Origin of the sequence: Nonomuraea monospora (assembly GCF_039531895.1) — a bacterium.
GTDB classification, from domain to species: Bacteria; Actinomycetota; Actinomycetes; order Streptosporangiales; family Streptosporangiaceae; genus Nonomuraea; species Nonomuraea monospora.
The window spans coordinates 191849-214779 of the sequence record NZ_BAAAQX010000020.1 but is presented as its reverse complement, the minus strand read 5'-3'; the positions used below and the strand labels follow the sequence as shown (position 1 = coordinate 214779).

General features: G+C 63.7%; 16 protein-coding genes and 1 pseudogene. 9 read left to right on the top strand and 8 right to left on the bottom strand.

What is annotated here, in order from left to right; genetic code table 11:
* Both ABD331_RS34110 and ABD331_RS34105 read left to right on the top strand, forming a co-directional pair.
* On the top strand, nucleotides 1-577 hold a 577-nt coding region (locus tag ABD331_RS34110), incomplete at its 5' end, for a serine hydrolase domain-containing protein (protein WP_344483962.1).
* 74 nt (nucleotides 578-651) lie between these two features.
* Nucleotides 652-1884, top strand: coding sequence for a serine hydrolase domain-containing protein (locus ABD331_RS34105; RefSeq protein WP_344483960.1), 1233 nt, complete (start codon nucleotides 652-654; stop codon nucleotides 1882-1884).
* 1529 nt (nucleotides 1885-3413) lie between these two features.
* Here ABD331_RS34105 and ABD331_RS34100 read toward each other — a convergent pair.
* Both ABD331_RS34100 and ABD331_RS34095 read right to left on the bottom strand, forming a co-directional pair.
* Complete coding sequence (locus ABD331_RS34100; protein WP_344483956.1) at nucleotides 3414-5909, bottom strand: N-6 DNA methylase; 2496 nt, start codon at nucleotides 5907-5909, stop codon at nucleotides 3414-3416.
* A gap of 929 nt (nucleotides 5910-6838) precedes the next feature.
* Complete coding sequence (locus ABD331_RS34095) at nucleotides 6839-7090, bottom strand: GntR family transcriptional regulator (RefSeq protein WP_344483953.1); 252 nt, start codon at nucleotides 7088-7090, stop codon at nucleotides 6839-6841.
* Nucleotides 7091-7422: 332 nt separating this feature from the next.
* Here ABD331_RS34095 and ABD331_RS34090 point away from each other — a divergent pair, with 332 nt between their 5' ends.
* Entirely contained in the window at nucleotides 7423-7716 is a 294-nt protein-coding gene (locus tag ABD331_RS34090; protein WP_344483950.1) for a hypothetical protein, read from the top strand.
* Here ABD331_RS34090 and ABD331_RS34085 read toward each other — a convergent pair.
* Together ABD331_RS34085 and ABD331_RS34080 are read right to left on the bottom strand one after the other, a co-directional pair.
* Nucleotides 7704-8258, bottom strand: a complete 555-nt coding sequence (locus ABD331_RS34085; RefSeq protein ID WP_344483947.1) for a guanylate kinase — start codon at nucleotides 8256-8258, stop codon at nucleotides 7704-7706. The two genes, ABD331_RS34090 and ABD331_RS34085, sit on opposite strands and share 13 nt — an antisense overlap.
* 8 nt (nucleotides 8259-8266) lie before the next feature.
* A complete protein-coding gene (locus tag ABD331_RS34080) occupies nucleotides 8267-8878 on the bottom strand; it encodes a P-loop nucleotide/nucleoside kinase family protein (RefSeq protein ID WP_344483944.1) in 612 nt (203 codons plus the stop codon).
* A gap of 81 nt (nucleotides 8879-8959) precedes the next feature.
* Here ABD331_RS34080 and ABD331_RS34075 point away from each other — a divergent pair.
* From ABD331_RS34075 to ABD331_RS34065, 3 genes and pseudogenes are all read left to right on the top strand, one after another.
* A pseudogene (locus ABD331_RS34075) lies at nucleotides 8960-9421 on the top strand (replication initiator); the annotation flags it as partial.
* A 116-nt stretch (nucleotides 9422-9537) separates the two neighbouring features.
* Nucleotides 9538-9729 carry a helix-turn-helix transcriptional regulator gene (locus ABD331_RS34070; protein ID WP_344483941.1) on the top strand — a complete coding sequence of 64 codons (192 nt, stop codon included), beginning with the start codon at nucleotides 9538-9540 and terminating at the stop codon, nucleotides 9727-9729.
* 14 nt (nucleotides 9730-9743) lie between these two features.
* Entirely contained in the window at nucleotides 9744-11090 is a 1347-nt protein-coding gene (locus tag ABD331_RS34065; RefSeq protein WP_344483938.1) for a tyrosine-type recombinase/integrase, read from the top strand.
* An 807-nt stretch (nucleotides 11091-11897) separates the two neighbouring features.
* Here the strand turns inward: ABD331_RS34065 and ABD331_RS34060 are convergent.
* The 4 genes from ABD331_RS34060 to ABD331_RS34045 all read right to left on the bottom strand — a co-directional run bounded on the left by ABD331_RS34060 (nucleotide 11898) and on the right by ABD331_RS34045 (nucleotide 15564).
* Entirely contained in the window at nucleotides 11898-12356 is a 459-nt protein-coding gene (locus ABD331_RS34060; RefSeq protein WP_344483935.1) for a hypothetical protein, read from the bottom strand.
* A gap of 95 nt (nucleotides 12357-12451) precedes the next feature.
* On the bottom strand, nucleotides 12452-14494 hold the full coding sequence (locus ABD331_RS34055; protein WP_344483932.1) for a hypothetical protein: 2043 nt from the start codon (nucleotides 14492-14494) through the stop codon (nucleotides 12452-12454).
* On the bottom strand, nucleotides 14491-14784 hold the full coding sequence (locus tag ABD331_RS34050; RefSeq protein ID WP_344483930.1) for a hypothetical protein: 294 nt from the start codon (nucleotides 14782-14784) through the stop codon (nucleotides 14491-14493). The genes ABD331_RS34055 and ABD331_RS34050 overlap by 4 nt, the downstream gene beginning before the upstream one ends.
* 108 nt (nucleotides 14785-14892) lie before the next feature.
* On the bottom strand, nucleotides 14893-15564 hold the full coding sequence (locus tag ABD331_RS34045) for an HAD family hydrolase (protein WP_344483927.1): 672 nt from the start codon (nucleotides 15562-15564) through the stop codon (nucleotides 14893-14895).
* 2275 nt (nucleotides 15565-17839) lie between these two features.
* Here ABD331_RS34045 and ABD331_RS34040 point away from each other — a divergent pair.
* The 3 genes from ABD331_RS34040 to ABD331_RS34030 all read left to right on the top strand — a co-directional run bounded on the left by ABD331_RS34040 (nucleotide 17840) and on the right by ABD331_RS34030 (nucleotide 21682).
* Nucleotides 17840-18535 carry an NUDIX hydrolase gene (locus ABD331_RS34040; protein WP_344483924.1) on the top strand — a complete coding sequence of 232 codons (696 nt, stop codon included), beginning with the start codon at nucleotides 17840-17842 and terminating at the stop codon, nucleotides 18533-18535.
* A 13-nt stretch (nucleotides 18536-18548) separates the two neighbouring features.
* Nucleotides 18549-19691, top strand: coding sequence for a 5'-methylthioadenosine/S-adenosylhomocysteine nucleosidase family protein (locus ABD331_RS34035; RefSeq protein ID WP_344483921.1), 1143 nt, complete (start codon nucleotides 18549-18551; stop codon nucleotides 19689-19691).
* Between the two features lie 200 nt (nucleotides 19692-19891).
* Nucleotides 19892-21682 (top strand): hypothetical protein, encoded by a 1791-nt coding sequence (locus tag ABD331_RS34030; protein ID WP_344483918.1) that lies wholly within the window; start codon nucleotides 19892-19894, stop codon nucleotides 21680-21682.
* The last annotated feature ends 1249 nt before the right edge of the window (nucleotides 21683-22931 follow it).

Here is a 22931-nt window from a genome sequence, read left to right as displayed (position 1 = left end):
CACCGACTGGAGCTACGCCAACACCAACTACGTCCTGGCCCGGCTCCTCATCGAAAAGGTCACCGGCCGCACCATCGCCCAGGAGATGCAACGGCTGATCATCGGCCCCCTCGGCCTGACCGGCACCATCCAGCCGTCCGCGGAAACGGACCTCCCCGCCCCGCACGCCCACGCGTACTACCGCTATGAGGAGGGCACGGTGGACGTCACCCGCCACAATCCTTCCTGGGTCTCCAGCGGCGGCGACATGATCTCCACCACCCGCGACCTGCACACCTTCATCACCGCGCTCCTCGGCGGCAAACTGCTTCCCGCCGACCTGCTGGCCGAGATGTGCACCCCGGAAGCCAAGGTCGGCTACGGGCTGGGCGTCTTCGTCCAGGACACCCCCGGCGGCGGCAAGGTCATCACCCACAACGGCGGCATCGCCGGCCACGCCGCGCTGCTCTACAGCACCCCGGACGGCGCCACCACCCTCACCGCCACCCTCAACTACGTCGACGACGCCGAGCTGTCCATGGCGGCGGCCTTCCAGGGGGCGACCCAGCGGCTGGTGGCCGAGGTCTTCGGCAAGTAGCCCGGACGTCCATTTGAGCTGTTCGCCTGCGCGTTGAGCTGTTCGCCTGCGCGCGACATCAGAGACGAGGAACCATGAACAACCTTCTCTTCCCAGCGACCAAGATCCTGCGGCGCGTGGCGGTCACGGCACTGTCGGCGGCACTACTGGCCGGGACGGCCACCCCCGCTACGGCCACCCCCGCCACGGCCACCCCCGCCGCTTCTGGCACGGCGATCCCCGGACAGGACCGCCCGGAACTGCGCCAGGCCATGCAGGCGTTCATCGACGCCGGTTTCACCGGAGTCACCCTGCGCGTCCAGGACGAGCGAGGCGAGTGGGCCGACAGCGCCGGAGTGCGCAAACTGGGCCAGCAGGCGAAGCCACCGGTCAACGGCTCGTTCTATGTGGGCAGCAACAGCAAGCCCGTCACCGCCACCCTGGTCCTCCAACTGGTCGCCGAGCACAAGCTGGGCCTGGACGATTCGGTGTCCGCCTACCTCCCCGAGTTCGGCCTGGACGAGCGCATCACCGTACGGATGCTGCTCCAGCACACCACCGGCCTGTTCAACTACACCGGCGACCTCGCCCCCGACGGCACCTGGGTGCCCGGCATCCCCGCCATGAACAAGGAGTGGCTGGACAACCGTTTCCACAGCTACCAGCCCGAAGAGCTGATCCGATTCGCCCTGTCCAAGCCCGCCCGCTTCGCCCCCGGCACCGACCAGAGCTACACCAACACCACCTACACCCTCGCGCTGCTGCTCATCGAGAAGGTCACCGGCCGCCCCTACGCCGAAGAACTACAGCGACGCATCCTGCGTCCGCTCGGCATGAAGGACACGCTGACGCCAGGCAACCGCACCCAGCTACCCGGCCCGCACGCCCACGGCTACTTCCGCTACGAGGAGAACGGCCGGACCAGGACGGTCGACATCAGCCGCCAGAACACGTCCCTCCTCGCCGGCGCCGGCGACCTGATCTCCACCCCCCGGGACCTGCACACGTTCTTCTCCGCCCTGAACAGCGGCAGACTCCTGCCACCCGCGCTGCTGGCCGAAATGCGCACCCCGAACCCGAAGATGGGCTACGGGCTGGGCGTGTACGTCGAGGACCTGGGCTGCGGCACCGTCCTGCGCCACAACGGCAGCCCGCCGCACGGCTACGGCGCGCTCATGTACAGCTCCCCGGACGGCACCACCACCATCACCGGCTCGGTCACCTGGGTGGACGATGCCACCAGGGGGCCGGCCGCGCAGTTCAACACTCTGGTGAAGAACCTCGCCACGGAGGTGTTCTGCTCCGACCAGCCCCGACCGGTCCAGTAGACGCCAGCGCGCAGCGGAAATCGACGATGACGAAGGCCGATACGCGACGCGGATCCGTACTGTTGCCGCCGAGTCCAGCCGCCCGGGAGTTCCCCGGGCGGCTTCGCCGTTCACTGGATCGGACGGGCCAGGTCGGCGCGGAGCGCTCTCAGCCGGTCGGTGGATCTGAAGAGTGGCCTCGGCGGTGACGATGGCAAGGGGTGTTCCCGTCAGGACCCGAACGAGGTGCGTTTGGACAGGGCGCGGCTGGCAGGGTGCCGGCGGCCACTGCAGCGCTGGACGGCTCAGGTCGTGGTCAGCTGCGTGTGTGTGCACCAAGCCGGAGACGCGCACGCATTCGGCATGATCAACGGCCGTTGCTGGTCGATGTCTTTGAGGTCGTAGTGAGTCGCCGAACCACCTGATGTCTCATAAGTGGGGTCTGGCCTGGGGAAGCCGTCCAAGATCATCGGCGTATGTCTCCTGATCGCGGTCTTACGGCTCCATGCGAGCACCGTCGGCTGCCTACCACGGACGCACAACAAGACCTGCGGCTGTGATGCGTCAGTCAGGGGCCTGAAATGCCGATCTGGCTCGAGTGCCCTGCAGGATTCGAACCTGCGGCACCCGCACTAGGAGAGTGGGACCTATTCGCGCGCAAAGGGCCCGTTGAGCTGCAGAAATAGGCTAAGTGACACGTGGACGATGCAAGATCATCGTGCATGCCCCCGCGCTAACCGCGAGCCTCCCGCCAGCCCAATCTGTAACGTCAAGGCCGTTGTCCGTATAGCCGAAGATCGACCGCTGTTGGCTTCCGTTGACGGCTCAGTCGCACGCTGGAGACTACACAGGTTGAATGCGTAGAGTCGGAGCCTCGTGAAGGATCATGTTCGATGCGGTACGGCCCGAGCATGCTGGTACGGGCAAAGGGATGGGTACGCACCTGCGGAACAGGAGCGGCGGGGGAGCGTATGGCTGAAGGCGGGCGAGAGCTGCGCTTACCTCCTATTGGCGTACTCAGCATATGTCGGAGCCGCCTCCTCAACGCTTACTGCCGATCTCGAAAGTTCAGTACGCAAAATCGAGGCATCACGGTAGGGGAGCAGCATCAGCGGCCGGCGTAGGTTCCAGCTCCATGCCGTTGGTACGGGGAAAGCATCCAAACGCTCGACCAGGGGAGCCAGTTCCACGCCTCTGCCCCATGGGGAAAGCTGGTGAATGTCGATGTCACAAGCGCTGCCAAACTCGCGATTGGCGATCTGGATTGGGCTTTCCACATGCTGTGCGCTTGTCCGCGCGATTGCTCTACCGACTACTCTGCCACGATCGCGGGTCGGGTTACCAAAAGCGCCCCGTGTAGTATAGATAAACAGTTCATCCCCTAGTTTAAGGCTGCTAACTTCAGCACGGATCGGGGATGGAAAAGCCATGCGCTGCTGGGCAATCACCCATGCGATAGCACGACTGTCAGAGAGAATAAGTAGATAGTGTGTAGTTTCAGCCTGCATGGGACGATGCCATTCTCAGCGCGCCTCCGTCGGTACGATGCTCTAGAACAACGCCTTCTTCGATGACCTCTCAACGAATACGGAACGCGCTTGCTGTAGTGCGCTGTCCGCCGAATCTAGCTGCCTTCTGTAGCCAGTTTCAGCACTGCGCAGCTCCTTCGAGAGTTCCGCCTGCTCCGTAATTCCACCTAGTTCTGCCACCACAATACGTTTAACATGCTCAGGCGTAAGCTCGATCAAGCCTGTGCTCCCCGTGTACAGACGCCTAATCTGCTCTTGCCCGAAACCGCAACGCAGGTAATCCGCAAGGTAATAAGGGTCGATCGCGCTTGCGTTGACCCGGATTACTGTGACATGACTATCAGCAATTGCTTTGTGATCGAGATCCCAAACTGCGGTCTTGCCGAGGGTCCCATCTCCAGTCGAGGCAATTAGGACATCGCCCTTTTGGAGCCTTACATCGTCCGGCATTTCGTCGTATGTGGCCTTCTCGATCCAGTCGGCGCCATCGAGAGTAATCTCTCCATATCTATTAAGGTTGCTTCCTGCCTTGATTACGACGGCATGGCCCTCCGGCTCATCTACATACAGGGAGGATGCAGGTGAACGACCTCGTCGAGTTTCGAGGATGTTGAGGGTGGCCAGTGTCGAGGCGCCGGCGTCCAAAAGCTCAGTTATGCGGTTTCTTACACTGAGCTCCCAATACTTCCTATCCCATCGCGATGTCTCATCGACGGCAATATCGGTAGATTGGACATCGAACGCGCGCCAGTATAGACCAGATCGCTCAGCACCAAGCTCGTGCTTAAGGAAGTCGCTAGCCATAGACGTCCTCAAAGCGGAGAAATCGAATCCACGTATAGCCTCGCCTGAACCATGGTAACCGAGGGATTCCAGAACTCCGAAGGCGACTGGGTAGCTATCCAGTAGATCGATATCGGGAGTATCGCGCTTACGAAGAAGAAGAACGCTGGACCGTACGTTGATCTTATTCGGTTTGAACGTCTCTTCCGGAAGCTGGAGGACTGCGAGTAGCTCAGCGTGCTGCATAACCCACCTGCGGAGCTCTGCTCCGGAGTCCGTGTTTAGTAGCCCTTCATCGATGACGGTACAGACCAAGCCACCAGGCTTGGCCGCCATGATCATTCTCTGAATGAAGAGGTGCTGCCCACGACCACCTGAGACTGGGTATCTACTGGCATCTTCGCGCGGAAGGGCATCTCCTTCAGAGGTTCCGAATGGAGGATTGGTGAGAATGAAGTCGTAATAAGTATCGCCCATTGGCCAAAGGCTCGCCTTTGGCAGTGTGGAATTCTCGCAGCGGATGTTTGTATGCCCATCCCCTGCGACGATCATATTCATCTTTGCTGCGGAGGCTACACCTTCGTTCGCGTCGCTTCCATGAAAGACCTCGCGCATCAGTTTGGAGGCGATTTTGTTGTGCGCTGCACGGGTGATCTTCCGATGCGCTAGCAGTGAGTTGAGCTCCTTAAGCGAGGCCCTCAACAGGTACACGAGAAAGCCGCCCGTCCCGCAAGCTGGGTCGGCAACTCGAACATCGTCACCACTACGCAGAGCGTCTACAATAGCTCCGTGCCCGATTAGATCAGCCATCAACTCGACGACTGGCCGAGGAGTGAAATACTGCCCGAGCTTTTTGCCTTTAAGAGTTGCGCGAACGAAGTATTCGAAAGCGGTGCCCTTCACATCGTGATCGCTGTCGACAAGTGATACCTTGGCGAGTTCTTGAACGATGTATCTAAACGTGGAAGGGTTTTTCAGATGAAGATCCTCGCTCAAAACATCCCCGTAGCCCATGCCCTTTATCTGAGAGAGCATTTGGAGGATGGCGGTTTTGACTTGGTCCGCTTGAGTTGCCGGCTTCTCGGCCAGCTCCCAGAAGTAGTATGTGTAAGGGAGCTGAAAATTTCCGGTATCGGCTTTCTCTTCGAGAAGCTTCAAGAATAGGATCTTCGAGAAGTCAGAAAAGGAATTTTCCTCGTTCTTTTCGATATTCCTAATTTTGTTATGGCAGCGCGAAAATAGATCGTTGAGCTGCTTAAGTGGCAGCGAAGGCCGGAAAGGAAGGCTGGCGTCGCCATCTCCGAGAGGAATGTTGATAGCATCTTTCTTGCGACGCATAAAGCGAATGACTGCGTCTATTTGATCTTTGCTTGGTATTTTGTCGGCAATTCTGCCGTTCCATTGAATGGGCTGGCCGCTGTCGGTGTGAAATACCTGGACGATTTGCCCGTTGGTTACGGCGACAAATGGAGCTTTAACGGCTTTGCCGTAGTTAATTGCTTGTTTGGCATCGTCTCTATTGAGTCTTTTGCCGTTACGCTTTGCTTCAATGACAAATAGGGGGTTTGCCTTGCCGCACGTAACCAGCAGATCCACGTATCCCTTGGTGTAGCGCTCCATGCTTTGAACCGGGGTCTCAAAGTCGATGTCCTTCTCGGGATCGTAGCCGCGCCGCCTGAGATACGGCAGTACACGCTTAACTACGGTCTCCGTCTCAGTGCGTACGCTGGACAAGGTGCCCCCTTAGTGCTCCATCAATGTAGGGGTGACTTTAGCACTATGCGGGAGGGGCGGGGCGGGCTGTTTCGCCGTGTCAGGGGGGCCGTGAGGTTGGCATGGTTTGCGATCACAGGCGTCCGTGCCGTGAGGTGCGCCGAGGCGGGAGGCTCAGAGTCGGTTCGCCGCGATCTGTTGTGTCTGTCTGTTCCGGCATATGTACCCCCGTACGCCGCTTCTCAGCCTTGATCAGTCGACCAGGATGGCTTGGAGTACCTCGGCGTCAAGAATCAAGTGAGACCCGACAGCGTCTTGCATCGGCGGTATGACCTACAGCACCTCAGATTTCGATGGCAAGCCGACCCGGAGCGCAGGGCCGTTAGGCCCGAGCACCGGAAGCGGTGCGGCAGCCCTGCGACGTGTGGACCCGAGGTGGATGGCCTTGTCGCCGAACGCTACGACTACCTGTGGCTTGGGCTTGTGACCGCTGCTGCGCTGGCCGCTAGACGTTATCTGGCCTCTGTCGTTCACTGTCGAATTCTTGCGCGTGGGCGGTGCGGCCGCGACCGGCCGGAGAGCCGCAGCGCGGCCAGCAACCGCCCGACGCGCGGCAGGCCGCCGCAGGCGGGCTGCCCTTGAAACCGTAGAGAAAATACTCATCCGGAATGTTGATCATGGGTCTGAGCTGCCGTTTCATGGCACCCGTGCTACGTCGGGATCTCTAGGTGATGGCTGACTGGATGGGTCGTCGCTCGTACAGCTGCCTCCGGTGAAGTAGGGATTGCTGTCGGGTGCACGGCGTCTGCATCCCGTGGTTGTCGTGATCAGCGTCCGGGAAAGTCGATTGTCGCTGCGGCACATCGCCGCTCCCTCGCGCCGTCGCTACTATCGAGGCCGGCGACCACCTTCCGATCCAGCGGCAAGATGCACCGTTCGCCTGGCGGTCCTCAGTCCTTGGCGGGTTCAGGCTCACCGGATGGACTGACGAAGCTGCCGAGGTTGGGGACAGTGTAGATCAGCCCTTCTTCGCGAAGCTGGCGGATCGCCTTGCGGATGGTGTCGCGGGCGACGCCGAACTCCTGAACCAGGCGCACTTCGGAGACGAGGTACTTTGGCGGGTATTCGCCGCTGCTGATACGTGCGCGAAGGACGTCGGCGATCTGCTGCCAACGGGGGCGGTCAGGCTCGAACTCGATCACAGGGGCAAGGGTAGAAAGGGATTTCTAAGGGTCTTCACTCGCCTATAGGGATCTATCGCCGTCCCTCGGGACCCCTAGGGGTAGACAGGCTCGCTCGCTTCGCCCTACCCTCGTGGTATGGCACTACCTGGTCATGACCTTGACGCGCTTCGCGCCGCCTTCCCTGCTTGGTCGATCTTCCGTAGTGACGCCGGGGCCTACTATGCGAGCCGACGTGCGGTCCGCCTCAGTGCTGGCGAGCTTGACGCGGGGTTCCGGCAGACGGTGAGCGCGGACGATGTGGAGTCCTTCGTCTCGCTGCTCCAGGCCCAAACCGAACTGGTGGTGAGGTCATGAGCGGCCCGCCCTCGCACTTCGACTATCACGGCGATCATCCCGCTCGCCCTCACGGCCGGCCGCTACGGGTGCGCTGGCAGAAGAGTGAGGATCGCGGTGCCGAGGTGCGGGTCCGAGAGCACACGTGCATGTGCCTGCGCCCGACCTACGAACTGTGCACGGCAGGCGGCCTGTGGTTCGTCCGGCGCTTCACCGGCAAGGACCTGGAGATCGTGGTCGAGAGCGCTTGGATGCCTGCGCGGGCGGCTCGCACCTTGTGGATGCGGATCATGACCGGTCAGGCGCGGTGACCGCTCTGGATCGTCGTGAGTTCGTCATACGAACCGGCGATCCACTCGCCGATCTCTGCTGGTGTGACGAGGTCGGTCCGGAAGCGGTGGAGAAAAGGCGGACCGACGTGCTCTTGCAGATCCGCCAGGGTCTCGTCCCACGCCTTCAGCCGCTGCGGGGTGTCACAATCGCCGCGCTGCCGGGAGCGTTCTTCGCACGTCTGACGCGGGATCCACAGCAGGACGGTGAGCCATGGGCCGGTCTCGGTTAGGCGGCGGATGTCCGCGGTGTTCCCGAGGTGGACGATGGGGACGTGGCCGGCGGTGATGAGCCCGGTGATGTGGTGGCGGTCGATGGCATAGGTGTTGCCGTAGCGACTCGTCTCCAGCATCAGCCGTCCGGTGGAGCGCAGCCGGGCGAGTTCCTCGGCGGTGACGAAGTCGTACTCGGTGCCGCGGCGGTTGCCGGCCTTGAGCTTGCGTGCGAGGGCGAACCGCTGGTCGAGCTGGTAAAGGGCAGAGGTGACGGTGCTCTTGCCGCTGGTCGGCGGCCCGTACAGCACTATGCCCCTCATGCGAAGATTCGCTTCAGGGTCTCGCGGGTCTGGTCGGCGAGGCTGATCGCGGCGCCGAGGCGGTTGTCGACGGTGATGTGTGCAGTAGGCGGACTGGTGTCGGTGTTGAGGCCGCTGACGTACGTCTGCCAGTTGGCGAGTTTCCACGCATCACGGGCGGCGCCGCGGAACTCGATGTACTCGCGCATGGATTCGGGGTCGCAGCACACCCAGACCACGGCGACGTCGATGCCCTTGGCGGCGCAGCGGTTGGTGAGGCGGGAGACCCAGTCGGGATCGGCGAGCTCGGCGATGAACGGGGCCGACAGGATGGCCGAGGTGCCGACCTTAAGGTTGTCGAAGGCGGTCTCCATCAGGCATCGGTATTCCAGAGGGCGGACTTCGCGGAGATACAGCTCGGTGTGCCGGTCGTGGGGATCGCCGCCGAGGGAGACGAGCAGACGCTCAACCATGGGACGGGTCAGAGAGTCCTTGTCCAGGAAGGCCCAGCCCGTGATGTCGGACAGGAAGCGGGAGAACTCGGTCTTGCCGGAACCGGCGTAGCCACCCACGAGGGTGAGGATGGGCTTGGGGCTGCCCTGGCCGTGGCGGCGTCGCCAGGCGTCCACCACCCGATTGAGCAGGGCGTTCTGCTCGGCACTGGTCCTGACGGCCCGTCCTCGCCGCCACCCGTCTAGGCGACCGCTGACGCTCTGGCGGAGGCCACCCAGCACGCGGCTTCCGTGGTCACCGCGGAGATCAAGCCCCTGGGACGGACCTTCCGCTGGGGGACACAACTCGACGTCCGGCGCATCACCATGGACGGCGACCTCACCGAACAAGCGGTCGCCGCCTACATCGCCAAGTACGCCACCAAAGCCGCCGAATGCGTCGGCACCGTCGACCGGCGCATCCAACCACTCGAGGACCTCGACGCCCTACCCGTCCGTCAGCACGCCCGCATGCTGATCGCAGCGTGCATGCGCCTCGGCGAACACCCCGGCCTGGTCGACCTCCGGCTGATCCACTGGGCCCACATGCTCGGCTTCCGCGGCCACTTCTCGACGAAGAGCCGCCGCTACTCCACCACCCTCGGCGAACTTCGCGCCGCACGTGAGCAACACATGCGCGACGAGGAGATCACTACGGGCCGCCTGCCCCTGCTCGACTAGGACACCGTCCTGGTCATCGCCCATTGGGAGTACGCCGGACAGGGGCTCTCGATAGGAGAACAAGTCATCGCGGCTGCGATAAGCGGCACCCCGCTTTCAGGGGTGGGTGATGGCCAATGACCAGGCGTGATGAGCTGCTGACCGTTCCTCAGGTCCTCGCCGAACTGGGCGGAGTCTCCCGCCGCACCTTCTACCGCTGGCGCGAGCTCGGCCGTGCGCCGGTCTGCGTCCAGCTGCCCAACCTCGAACTCCGCGTCTGGCGGAGCGACCTCACGGCCTGGCTCGACTCTCGACGGGAGGCGGCATGAACACTACGTACGACGTGAAGCTCGGCGAGATCCAGCACCGCACTGACCGGGACACGCCCTCGTTCATCGCCCGCTGGCGCGTCGCAGGCAAGCAGAAGTCGAAGAGCTTCCGGACCAGGGGCCTGGCCAACGCCTTCATGTCCGACCTGCGGCAGGCGGCCAAGGCGGGGGAGGAGTTCGACGTCGCCACCGGATTGCCGGTGTCGATGCTGGCCCGTGCGTCCTCCGGACCGACGTTCTTCGAGTTCGCTCAGGCGTACGTGCTCCGCCGCTGGAACACCTCGGCGGCCCGAACCCGGGAGACCGACGCCTACGCACTCCTATCGCTGATTCCGGCATTGGTGGCCAAGGCGCCGCACCGTCCTGCCGACGAGGACCTACGGGAAGTTCTCCGAATCCATGCTCTTCTCCCGGAGAAGAGGCGAGCCGTTCTGACCGCTGCCCAAACGGTGGCTCTCGGCTGGTTGGAACGGGCGTCGCTTCCACTGGCCGAGCTGAAGGAACCGCAGGTCCTTCGGATGGCCCTCGACGCCATCTCGGTCACCTTCGCCGGTTCGCCGGCGGGCGCGAACACGGTACGGCGTAAGCGCGCCATCCTGCATCACCTCCTGGAGCACGCGGTCGAGCAGAAGCTGTTCGGCAGCAACCCCCTGGATGAGATCAAGTGGACCGCCCCCAAGGCCGTCACGGTGATCGATCCCCGCACGGTCGTCAATCCCGCCCAAGCACGGGCACTCCTCGACGCCGTGCCCAAGGTGGGCCGCAAGCGCGGCCCCCGGCTCAAAGCCCTGTTCGCCTGCATCTACTACGCCGCCCTCCGGCCGGAAGAGGCGGCGGACCTGCGGCTGAGGAACTGCACGCTGCCTGAGACAGGCTGGGGCCTGATCGTGCTGGAGAACGCACGACCCCAGGGGATCAAGCGTTGGACCGACTCCGGCCAGACCCACGAGTCGCGCAGCCTGAAGCACCGGGCGAACAAGGAGACGAGAGAGATCCCGATCCCGCCCGTCCTGGTCGCCATGCTCCGTGAGCACATCGCCGAGTACGGCACCGCCAAGGACGGCCGGATCTTCAGCACCGGCACTGGCGGCACCTACTCCAGCTCGGCGCACTCCTACGTCTGGCAGGAAGCCCGCAAGCTCGCCCTCACTCCGGCGCAGGTCGCCTCGTCGCTGGCAGCTCGGCCGTACGACCTTCGCCACGCGGCGGTGTCGCTCTGGCTGAACGCCGGTGTACCGGCCCCGGAAGTTGCCAAGAGGGCCGGACACAGCGTTGACGTCCTGCTGCGGGTCTATGCCAAGTGCATGGACGGCCAACAGGAGCAGATCAACGGAAAGATCAACGACGCCCTGGACACATAGCCCACATTCCACCCGCTTCCGGCCCTGCTCATCGCGGGGCCGGTTCGTCTTGCACCGCTGTCTTTGCCGAGTCATTCCCGCTGGATATAGGTGCCCTGCGGCACCCTGGCAGGCATGGACGGCACGTAGGGAGGATCATGCAAGAAGATCAGAACTGCCTCACCCCGTCGCCGAACGACCCCCGTCCGCGGCGGCGCCCGCCGTACGGCCTGCCGCTCCGGGACCGCCTCCGGCCTGACGTCGAGCCCGACTCTTTGGCTGGCGGAGGTACTCGACCCCCACCCCGCCAGATCGACCACCGGTTCGTGATCGGCGTCGGCTGGCTCGGCCAGCGCTTGTCGCGGGCCTCGTGGGGTGTCTGGCCTTCAGCGCCTGGTCGGGCTCCTGGGGGACGGACGACACGGCGTCACGATCGAGCGCCGCTTCGACGCCGACGCCCACACCGAGCGTCGTCGGACCCTCGGTTGCGTCCGCGCCGTCTGCGTCTCCGTCACCCCGAGCGCTGCCTTCGACGAAGTCCAGGTCCATCCCCAAGGTGTCGAAGCGCAAGGCGCAATCAATCGCCGAGACCCCACCGGCGACCAGCGCCGCCGGCCCTGCCGCGCCAGCGTCATCGAACTGAGCCGCTGGTCCCGCCCATGAAGACCGTGGTTCCGGCTGAGCGCGCGAAGCGGAGCCGGAACAACGAGTCACGCGACAGAGAAAGAATCCGGAGCTACTGGAGAGCATCGCGGCGTGTGACGAACTGTTCCCGCCTTCCCGTCCCGAGTTCCGGACACGAAATCGGGCGTGCCACCTTCTCTACGGTTAGCGCGGTTGCTGCGGGGCCGAGGTCAGGAGAAGGGGGCGGAGCTGGCGAACGAACTCGACGGCATCGGCTTGATGATCCCGCCCCGGCGCCCCCTTGACGATCTGGATGGCCAGCATTTTGGTGCCGTCCTGCGTCCAGGCAAAGGCCTTGGCTCCAACAATGTTTCCATCTGTATCTTTTATGGCCGCGCTGTAGCCTGGGCCGACGCCGCTGGGCAGGGCTACACCTCTATCCCTTGCTTTCCCGTTCTCTAGACTCTGCAAAGTCGACGGGAAGGGATCCTGTAGCTCGACGGTCATCGACGCCTTGTCCCTGATGCTCGGAGATTTGCTGACGACGCAATGGGAGAAGTCGTTCGCCGAGGTTGACCCGCTTGCGTAGAAGTCACTCAACCCGATGGCCCGGCCAATGGCTTGGTTGGAGATCAGGCCGCATTCCACAGGCGGTGTCGTCACACTGCCGAGCGGGCGGCGATCCGCAGGGGGAGGCGACGAGCACCCTGCCACAGAGATGAGGATGACGGCCAACAGGGCGGGAGCTGACCGGTTTCTCATTCCTCTGCCTCCGGATACGGAGGGACGTCTAGCTGGAATCCCTCCCAGACTGCCCGGTCGACCTCACGGAAGACGGCGGCGGCCGGAGAGCTCTTCAGCCACTCATCGTAGGCAATCCTCTGTTGCCAAGTCATCTGGTCACGAGGGATGATCTGGCCGTTGACAAGGAAGTCGCCACCCGACCTCTCGGCGTAGTTCTCGGATGCGTGAGGATGTGCGGACCCCTTGGCTGATTCGTCGCCGAACAGTCCGTACCGCATCATCACATTAGCTGTCAGGTCTTTGAAGAGGCGCTGGCTTTCACGGAGGGCTTCCTCTCCCTGGCTGCGTGCGGCCTTGCCCTCGGTGTGCTTGATGCTGTCGCTAACGGGGCCTTCAAGGAACTCGTAGCCGGCAACGACCCAGTCGCCCGCTGGAGTAAGTACGAGCTTGAGCGTCCTGGACACGCCGTCCTTGAAAGCCTGGCTCTTCTGGTCCTTCTGGTCGGCCTCGTTGATGTTGGTCAAGTTTCCGGCGTCGACCATGAGATGGAGTGACTTGCCAAGGGCGTTCGCCTGAGCATTGAACAACTTCCCCGGATTGCTGTTCATGTTGTCGGTGAGCAGCTTCTGGCGATGTGCCTGCTGCTCCTCTTCCGATGCGTCCGGGTGGGCGCTCTGCCACTCGGCAAATTCGGCGTTGACCGTATCGCGGATCACCTTGCCCTGGGCGTCCAGAACCTTCGTGCTGTACTCGCCGTGCCCCTCGACTGCGATTTTCAGCGCCTGTGGATCCTTGAAAGCCCAGGTCATCACCTTCTTGACCGCACCACTGTCGAACATGGCTCCATAGGGCTGCTTGCCAGGGAGGTTCGGGTCAGAGTCGGGCTGTGGATTCGCACCCATCGGCTCTGGGAAATCCGTGATAGCCGCTCGATGAACGTCGCCCATGTAGGCAGAGAACATGCGGGCAGCGTTCTGCTTGGTGTCGGGAAGGTTGGCCTGCGCTCGCGGGTCTGACCAGAAGTGGGCCGCCCAGGACGCTATCAAGGCCGACTTGTACCCGCGTGAACTGCCGGGAGGCTGGCCGTGGTCGCGGAACGTCATGGTGGCTGCCTCGATGGCCCGGCCGAGTTCACCGTTGCCGCTGCCCCAGAAGTTGTCTCGCATCAGGAAGGACAGCGGCTTGCGCGCGGGATCGGTGAAAAAGTCTTGAGCGACCCTGGCGTTGTTCGCCAGGGCGGCGGCGAGGCCGGGCCCGAACTTGATGATGTCCTGCTGTTCGGATGCCGGCTTTTGCGCGTTGTCGAAGACCTTGTTGGCGACCTCGCGTAGGAACGCGTCGTCGAAGGTGCCGTAGCGCAGGAGCTCGTCGACCATGCGGCCGCTCATCGGATCGTCGTCGGTAGCGATCAGCTCGTCGACGTACGTCTTGGGGAGCTTCATGTCGCCGACTCCGCGCGAGGCCGTCCCCAACGTCACGCTGAGAGCTCGCGCCAGTTGGTCCATGACGGAGGAAGAGGACGGCTTGGCCCAGTCGTCTCCCAAGGATCCTCGGTGCGCCAGGTAGAGACGTTCCAGGAGCGCCTTCAACTCCTTCGGCGGTATCTCCTTGGCGAGAGCGACGGCGAAGTAGGGATCGTGCTGGTGCCGCTCCAGCAGGTCCAAGGTCTCTTTGGAGAGCGTCCCCCGGCCGTTGGCAACGTCCTCGACCGCCTTGCGAAGCTGGCCGGCAACGGTTCTGGCCGCTGCGGCGCCGCTCGCCGGTGAGCTGGAGACCCAGAGCGTCTCGTCCGCCCAGACGACGCCCTTGTCCAGGCCGATCTTCTGGGTGGAGATGATGAGGTCCAGGCGGCGCTGGAGGTCGGGGATGTGCTGGGCGATCTGAGACGCGACGTCCCTGAGCAGGCCTGGTCCAGTCATGCTGGTACCGATGGAGCTGAGCGCCCTGGCGATCTGCGCATCCGCGTCCGGCCACGCTCGATCGACGCGCTTGAACTCGCTGATGAGCTGGGTCATCAGCGTTGGGTCGATGCCGATCCGGTTCGGAGCCGGGCTCATCCGCCGGCCTTACCCTGCAGATTCAGGGGTGGTGGCCACAGTCCTACAGGGTCTGCTGGGTTGGCTGGGTCGGGACGTACGGACTCGACCAGTGCCAGGGCTCGGTTGAACACGCCTCGGTACGCCGCCTCCCACGCCTGGCAGTCTTTGAGCAGCTTGTCGGCGGCCTTGCCCTTCATCGCGCCGTCTTCGAGCAGGCCGATGAGCTTGCGCACGTCGTTGGCGTGCTGGTCGCGTAACTGCTCGATCGTGCGTCGCGCGGCGGCGATTTGTTCCTGGGTCGCCATCATCCTGGATCCTTTGGACCTTGAGGACGGCTATCTATGGGATCAATGTGACGATAAAGGGCCGTCGTGGTGCCGTCGAGCCGAACTACTCATATGGCATGAGCTCAACATTCATCCCGTCTGGTGCGTATCACTCATGAAGGCGATGGCCTCGGTTACGTCCGCTACCACGTGGTCGGCCCGATGTTCGTGCCCTGGCCACGTCCCGTGATCCACCCAGATCCCGCGTAGGCCCGCGGCCTGAGCACCTGCGATGTCCGTGACGAGGTTGTCTCCCACCATCCAGCCACCTTCCGTGAGGCTGGCTCCGCACCGCTGGGCGGCGATCTGGAAGAGACGAGCGTCCGGCTTCCGGATGCCCTCGACGCCTGATACCGCATAGCCGTCGACCGACTCGGCCAGACCGGTACGGCGGAGCTTACCGAGCTGGTTGTCGGCCATGCCGTTAGTGATGATCCCGACAAGCCATCCCGCGGCCCGCAGTTCGTCCAGTCCCGACAGGACGCCCGGGTAACACCGAACGAGGTAGGGCATCCGCTGGCGGTAGTCGGCCCAGAGTTCCTCGACCGGTTCGGGGAGGCCGAAGTGCTGGCGCACCTTGGTGAAGAAGATGTCTCGGTGAGGGTGTACCCCCTGGTCCAGGGAGACGAGCCAAGCAATGTCTTCAGGCCTTAGGTGGTGTTGCTCGGCGAACTCCTCGGCCCATCGGAGGAACGCGGCGCTGAGGTCGATGAGCGTCCTATCGAGGTCGAAGAGGGCGAGCCGCTGCATGGCGTCGATCATAGACATGGAGAGTGTTTGGATCAGCAGCCTTCGTTCGGCGAAGTAGCTATACATCGGATGTGTTGAGCTGGTCTGGATCGCGGTTCTGGAAAGGTTGGCCAGCGCGCCGCCACGACTAACAGGGCATTCGAGACTAAACTTAACAAAAGGGGCAAAAGGCTAGCCCCTCAGAGGCCGGGAGATGGGCTAGCGGCGAAGGGTTGGACGGAGTCCCCCAGGGTGCGACTCCTTGCCTCTCTCGCAAGTACAGCGCCTTACGTAAGGGACGGTTTAGTTGATCTTGAACTGGCCGGCATTGTCGCCTGCGGTACATGTGTGCGTGGGTGCTATGCATGCAGTGAGGGATCGTCGCATTGGACGACCCCTCACTGTTAATAGACTGTGGTCTTAGTGCTAGTTGCTGTGCTATGGCTAGCGTAGAGTTAGATTGATATCTACTCCAAAGCGAACGACGATAATAACGATGACGGCAGGAACGGTAAGCCATATAAGATGCTTGAGGGCCGACGGGATTAGAGTGCAGAAGCAGTCTGCGTTATTTGCGTTCCTGCGGTATCGCTTATTGGACCTTCGCTTCCTGTTGTCTCCGCCGTGATTTGATTTGCTGGTCATTGCCATCCCCTTCTTCTGTGTTATTTAGAAGGAGCTGGCTACTGGAAAGTCTCAACACTCTCCCGTAGGCATCTTATGTAGTAGTGCGCATAAGATATACTGGTATTGCAATCAAGGATCTGAGTGCTGGATCCGTCCAGTTGCCAGTTCCAGCGGAGGCCCAGGCCAGCATGCTTGGGCCTCCGCCTTTCCTCGCTTATGGTAGCCGCTTCCAGCTTCCTTGTAGCGAACAATGCGCTCATATAGTGGCCGACGACGACGCCCTGCCTATTTGAGCAGGGAAAATAGCGGCGACAAATTTTCGCCGCAATCGGTTTCGTGGATCTGGTTCGTGATCACCGGTCAGCTCGCCTGCCTTCCAAGCGAACAGAAGGCTCCAGTCGGTAGTCTGCGAAACGAGCTATGATCTTGTAAGTTCCTTTGGCGAGTTGCCGACTCGGTACGTAACGCTCGTTACGTGAAGTGTGGAGATGATCACGCAGGTTTCTGGACGAGGATGCACGGAGGAAGGATGTGATGAGCGCCGAGAGGCATTGGGGGTCAATGGCCGGTAGGCGCTAGTCCGGATGACATTTCCGAATGGCGTTCTGGTGTAGGCGCGATCAGTGAGCGCCATCAAGCCGGGTGCTGGGCACGTTCTGGTGGGCGACAACAGTCATCGGAGGAATCGTGACTTCGCGCCCGCTTGGCACCGCTTTTGATCTTCTACGAGAACGGGCATTGTGTCATGGATCGCGTCGGGCAGCCTTGTGTCTAGGACCAAGCGGTGTACCCGCAGGCCGAGCGGCGCCAACGGCATCCAGGCCCCAAGCGGCTGGATATTCGGGTGACGCTGCCGAGCGTGATGTTCGCTCTCTATGAGCACCTGCGAAGCTCCGACGGCGATCGGCGGCCTGGGAGGCGAGCCAGGCGAGGTCCTCGGGGCCCAGATGCTGTTCCTCGGCGAAGGCCTCGCTCCACCGGCGGAACGCGGTATCGAGGTCGATGAGCGTTCTGTCGAGGTCGAAGAGGGCCAGATGCTGCACCCAGCCGATCATAGAAAGCTGTGGCTCAACCACGACAGTCGGCTCTGGTTATGGGTGGCTGGCCTGGGGAAACGCCTTCAAGATCGTCCCCCGTATGTCCCCAGGACGCTGTCCTACGGCTGCATTCGGGTGCCCTTGGCGGCCTATCGAGGATCTGGAAGCAAAAGACCTGCGGCAGAGAAACCGCAGGTCAGAGACTGAATTGCCTGGTCGAGAAGCGTGCCCCCGGCAGGATTCGAACCTGCGGCACCCGCTTTAGGAGAGCTCGAGTCTTTTCGAGTCCAACATGTCTACTGATGGGCGATATGTGGCTGCTGCTCACCGTGCATTGGCGCCTCGGCAAGGACCTCTCATTGTCCATCGCTTGACGGGTGTTTGGCCTGGTCAAAACGATTCTCGCGGCGGGAGCCTTGCAAGATGTGCCCGCTCTTCAGATGCAGGTGCTTGTTCAAAGCCAGGGCCGTGACCGAGGCTGATCACTGCAGCCGCTCAGCCGTGCTGATTCGGCAAGCGGATTCATATTGGGTGGGCCAGTGACGGCTGCTCATGGCGAGTCCTGACACTACCTCAGCGCCACACATTACTGTCCGTGCTTGAAGAGGGTTCCTGTCGATCTGACAAAAACTTATGGTGTGCTCATGCCCGACGACCCATGGCAGCCGCCGCGCATCCTGCTCGCGGTAGACCTGGTGATTTTGACCTTGCGTGACGCGCGCCTGCACGTCCTGCTTGTGGAACGTGGCATCGACCCGTTCCTCGGAGCCCTCGCTTTACCGGGTGGTTTCCTGCGCGACGAGCACGAGGATCTCGAGGCGGCGGCGCGGCGCGAATTGCTAGAGGAGGCGGGCCTGTCCGACGTGCACCTGGAGTCCCTGGCGGTGTACGGCGAGCCGGGCCGCGACCCGCGCGGCCGTGTCGTGGCCGTCGCCTACCTGGCCATCGCGCCCCGGATGCCAGAGCCGGTTGCCGGTACCGATGCCGCCGACGCCTCGTGGACCCCGGTGGACGACGCCTTGGCTCCGGGCGCGAAGCTGGCGTTCGACCATCGCCGCATCGTCATCGATGGAGTAGAGCGCGCGCGTGTCAAGCTAGAGCGCACCGCCCTGGCCACCGCTTTTTGCGCCGAGTCCTTCACCATCTCCGAGCTCCAGCAGGTGTACGAGGCGGTCTGGGGCGTCCGCCTCGATCCCCGCAACTTCTACCGCAAGGTACAGGGCGCCCGCGGCTTCATCGTCGCCGACGGCCCTATGCGCAAGACCCCGAACGGGCGGCCCGCCCGGCTCTTCAGGGCGGGCCCGGTCCATGTCCTCAATCCCCCGATGACTCGGCCTTAGGAGGTCGATGGTCATGATCGTGATCCTCACTGCGCTGGATCTGGAGTATCAGGCCGTCCGCAGGCACCTGAGCGACCCGCGCGTGCACCGTCACACAGCCGGTACTCGCTTCGAGGTCGGCCGCCTCGCCGGCGACGGGCGCCGGGTGGCTCTGGGCCTGGTCGGCAAGGGCAACCATCCGTCCGCGGTGATCACCGAACGCGCGATCGCCGAGTTCTCGCCGTCGGCGCTACTGTTCGTGGGGGTCGCCGGGGCTCTGTGGCCCGGTGTCGGCCTGGGTGACGTGGTGGTGGCCACGCACGTCTACGCCTACCACGGTGGCACCAGCGAGGACGACGGCCTCAAAGCACGTCCGCGGGTCTGGGAGATCGATCACGAGACCGACCAGATCGCCCGCCACCTCTACCGCACCGGGACCTGGGCCCGTCACCTGCCTGCGCGAGCGGCTGTCCCCGAAGTGCGTTTCGGCCCGATCGCGGCTGGCGAAGTGGTCCAGGACTCCGCGATCTGCGCCCACGCCCAATGGGTGCGCCACACCTACAACGACGCGCTTGCGATCGAGATGGAGGCGGCCGGCGTGGCGCAGGCCGCCCACCACAACAGATCGCTGCCCATGGCCGTGGTGCGCGGCATCAGCGACCGCGCCGACGGCACTAAGACCGCGACTGACGGCCTGAACTGGCAGCCGAAGGCGGTGGCCAACGCCGCCGCCTTCGCCGTGGCCCTCGCCCAGGAACTGGCCGTCGAGCACGACAACCGTCCCGCGAGCAAGGTGAGAGAGGCGAGCAACATGTCCGGCAACGTGAAGAACGTCGCCCGCGACAACGCCCGGGTGGGCGTGCAGGCGGGGCACATCCACGGCAACGTCACCGTCGGCCACCCTCCTCAGAGCCAGGCGGTCGACCCGATCACCCAGCTCGCCGAACTGCGCGACCGGCTCGCCAGGGCACGCAAGGCCCAGGAGGTGGACGAGGGCACCTTCACCGCGGCGGAGCAGGAGATCGCCCTCGCCGCCGAGTCGCTGGCGGAGAGCACCGAGGAGGGCCGAAGCAAGGCGATGATCGCGCTTAAGAAACTCCGCGGGCTCCTGGCGGACGTGGCGGAGCTGGCTGCGCACGTGTCGGCCGTGATCGCGGCCATCCGGAGCGTCCTGTGAACGATTCCTCCTCAGGCCCGACCAACGTCGCCCAAGACTCGGCGAACGTCGCCGTCCAGGCGGAGGCCATCCACGGGCCGGTCAACGTCTATCAGGTCGCGGCTGCCCGCTCGGCCGAGGAGATCTTCCAGGCGGGGCTGAACTGCCTTCGTGCGGGAATGGCTCCGGAGGCACGCGAGCACCTCCGCGAAGCTGTGGTCGTGCGCAACTACGTCAACGGCCGCTCCTGCTTCTACCTGCTGCTGGCCCTGCTCAGCGGACGGACCCTGCAGCAGCTGCCGCCCGACGAGATCGACGTGTTGCGCTGCGTACGCGGTGCCGTCAAGGACGACGACGCCTGGGCCGACACGATCAAGCTGGTCGACCACCTCCTGGCGTCCCGGCCGCAGGAGAGCCGGGCTGTCGGCCTGGAGCAGGAGTTCCAGAAGCTGACCGACGAGCAGCGTAACGACCTCCTCCAGCACATGGAGATGTTCCTGGACAGTTCCGCCGAGGATGCCCTCTGGGCGCGCGCCTTCGAGGCGGCCAAGGTCGACCGCTACGCGCTGAACCGGCTGGGCCGGGCCTGGAAGTTCTTCCAACCTCAGCCCATCGGCGCACGAGTACGGCCGGCGGACCCCGTCCTCGTCGGACCCGGCGCCTGGACCGCGGCCATGGCGACTACCGCGCTGGCCTTGGTGACCGTCGGCTTCGTCGGCACCACGGCCTGGGAGCACAACGAGACGGTGGCGCTGTCCGCCCTGCTGACTCTCACGGCTGGCTGCTACATGAGCGTGCGCAGCGGTGTGGAGTGGAGGTGGAAGAAGGAGCGACGTCAGGCGAAGGATCGCGAGTACCTGCACAGGCCGGCCGTCACCACGCATGGTGACGGCTTCGCGGGCAAGATCGACCGGCAGTTCAGGCACTATTTCGCGCTGTACACCCCACGTGACGCGGATTCGGGTCGCTGGCTGTCGGAGACGGCGGGGATCCGGCGTGCCCTGCGCGACGAGGTGGTCACCCTCTATCGGGAGAGCACGGTCAACGCCAAGCGTGTCGCCTGGCTCACCAGATATCTGGTCGCCGACGTCGCGCGGCGCTGGCAGGCGGGGAAGCTGTGGGACTACCGCAAGGAGTTGCGCGTCTCCGTGCTCCTGAGAGTGAGGTGCGTGCTCACCTCGATCGCGGCGATCGTGGCAGGCGGCTTCCTGGTCTGGAGCGCCGCGCATGTCAGACCGCTGCTCGTGTCGCTGGCCGCGATCGTCGCCCTGGCCTCAGTCTGGTCGACGGCCCGCCTCTGGCTGCGCATCGCCGCGGAGTACAGGCGCCACTCGGCCGACAAGAGAGAGAAGGAGCGGCTGCTGGCCGGCCGCCGGGCGGCTTTCGACCGATGGAAGCGCAAACTCGCCGACAGACCGGACGACCTCGAAATGGCCCGCTGGCTGGAGTGCGACCGCAAGGTGCTGATGGAGCAGGCGATGGATCTCTACCGGTTGAAACGGCAGGACGTCCTCGCCCATGCCTTCATCGAGGCGCCCGCCACACCCTCCTACGACAGGGCACGCGTCGAGAACGGGCCATGGCGCTATTCGAAGTACAAGATCCTTCTCTTCCTGCTCACCAAGGACGGTGTGCGGCAATTGACCATGCGCCTCGACTTCCAGAAGGCCACCTTCCCCATCCGGGCGCGCACCAACTACCGCTACGACGCGTTCACCTCTGTCCAGGTGGCCGAGACCGACACCGGGGAGAACGTCTTCGAGCTGACACTAACCAACGGCGACCCGATCAAAGTGAAGGTGACCGATCCGCCCACAGATGTCACCGAGACTGAGGACAAGGATCCGCAAGGCGCGTCACAGGTAACCCTCGGCACGGCGGGGATTTGGAATGCCCTGCACGTCCTGGAGGGGGTCGCCGCGGAGGGCAAGCAGTGGATCGCCTTCGAACGCCAACGTGAGAAAGTCCCTCTCGCGGAGGTGAGCAAGGCCGTGAGGGCCATCTTCGTCTGATCAAGGCGCGCTCCTCGTCGGGCCGGCAATGCCGGGAGCCGTACAGAACCTGCGCGCAGATGCCCATTGGCGGGATGTGCCGATGGGGGACTCGCCCCGAAGCCCGCGCTACGCCGCTGACTGGCGTGCCAGAGGCTGAACCGGCCCAGGTGAGGGAGATCTCCAACAGACTCGGCGCGATGCGTGGGGCGGACCGGGCACGGCCAGGCCGCGGGGATGCTCTGGCCGATGAGGTGGTCGTTGCGGCGGCCGTGCTGTGGGTGAGGCCGACCAGTTGCACGGACAGACGGCACCTTATGACTCTTCGGACCCGTTTGAGGCCTTACGGGCGGCTGATGGTGCGTGCTGCGGCGGCGATCGTGGTGGCGAGCACCCAGCCCGCGTCCGTGAGCGCCAGGGCGACGGCTTTTGCCGAGCCGACAGGGTCCCAGCGGTGTCGTGGCCCAGACTCACCAGCGGGATGAGCAGGTCGAGTGTGTAGAGGAAAGGATCCCACGCGGGATGTTCATCGGGCTCGACCGGGCAGAGTCCTTCGGTCCTGGGCAGGGTGGCGTTGCACTGGACGGTGGAGAAGTACAGCGTGCCGAGTGTGAGCAGGGCGGTGACGCCGATGGCTGCACGCCACGGCTGGCCGTCCCGCTCTTCAGATGCGGATGCTCTTGTGAGCTGCAGATCCGGTGGTCCGGCCGGGCCAATTGACGCTGCCTCGACGACGCCAGATGGATGAGCGCTGGGCATGAGTGCCTGGTCGCGGACGGCGATGTTCTGTGGCGTCGGCGGCCAGTCTCTCCGCCGCCGGGCGTCCGAGCAGCTTGTCAATGCTGCGTCGTTCGCGTTCGACGGGACGGCCCGCGCGCGCCGCACGTCCGTACGGCCACCGTCACGGTTTCCCGATTGGCGCGGACGAGGCGGAGGGATCTTGGCGATATAGCACTCGGCCGCGCCCCGGCAGGCCTCGGACGCGATCGAACGCGTCTCGGCCGGTCGCACTGCCCAGGCCCGGCGATCCACGAGCGCCCGGCCGCTGACCTGGTGCTCGGATGCTGTACTGAGCGATGCGACAGCTTGTGGAAGGCGCAACGGGGAGGCGGACTCGCCTGTGGCGCCGACGAAGACGTTGTCGAATAAAGGTCGCGCATGTATGACTCCGCTGGTCAATGTGACTCATATCACAAAGTATCGACCATCTGGTATGGGGAGTTTCTACAAGCTGGTTGACATGCAGTGCGCCTCGCTGTGGATCAAAAAA

Bases quoted from the DNA above. Each gene is read 5' to 3' on its own strand.
- ABD331_RS34055 (WP_344483932.1), bottom strand. From the start codon at position 14,494: ATGAGCCCGGCTCCGAACCGGATCGGCATCGACCCAACGCTGATGACC.
- ABD331_RS34090 (WP_344483950.1), top strand. From the start codon at position 7,423: ATGAGCGGCCCGCCCTCGCACTTCGACTATCACGGCGATCATCCCGCT.
- ABD331_RS34050 (WP_344483930.1), bottom strand. From the start codon at position 14,784: ATGATGGCGACCCAGGAACAAATCGCCGCCGCGCGACGCACGATCGAG.
- ABD331_RS34105 (WP_344483960.1), top strand. From the start codon at position 652: ATGAACAACCTTCTCTTCCCAGCGACCAAGATCCTGCGGCGCGTGGCG.
- ABD331_RS34035 (WP_344483921.1), top strand. From the start codon at position 18,549: ATGATCGTGATCCTCACTGCGCTGGATCTGGAGTATCAGGCCGTCCGC.
- ABD331_RS34070 (WP_344483941.1), top strand. From the start codon at position 9,538: ATGACCAGGCGTGATGAGCTGCTGACCGTTCCTCAGGTCCTCGCCGAA.
- ABD331_RS34040 (WP_344483924.1), top strand. From the start codon at position 17,840: ATGCCCGACGACCCATGGCAGCCGCCGCGCATCCTGCTCGCGGTAGAC.
- ABD331_RS34045 (WP_344483927.1), bottom strand. From the start codon at position 15,564: ATGATCGACGCCATGCAGCGGCTCGCCCTCTTCGACCTCGATAGGACG.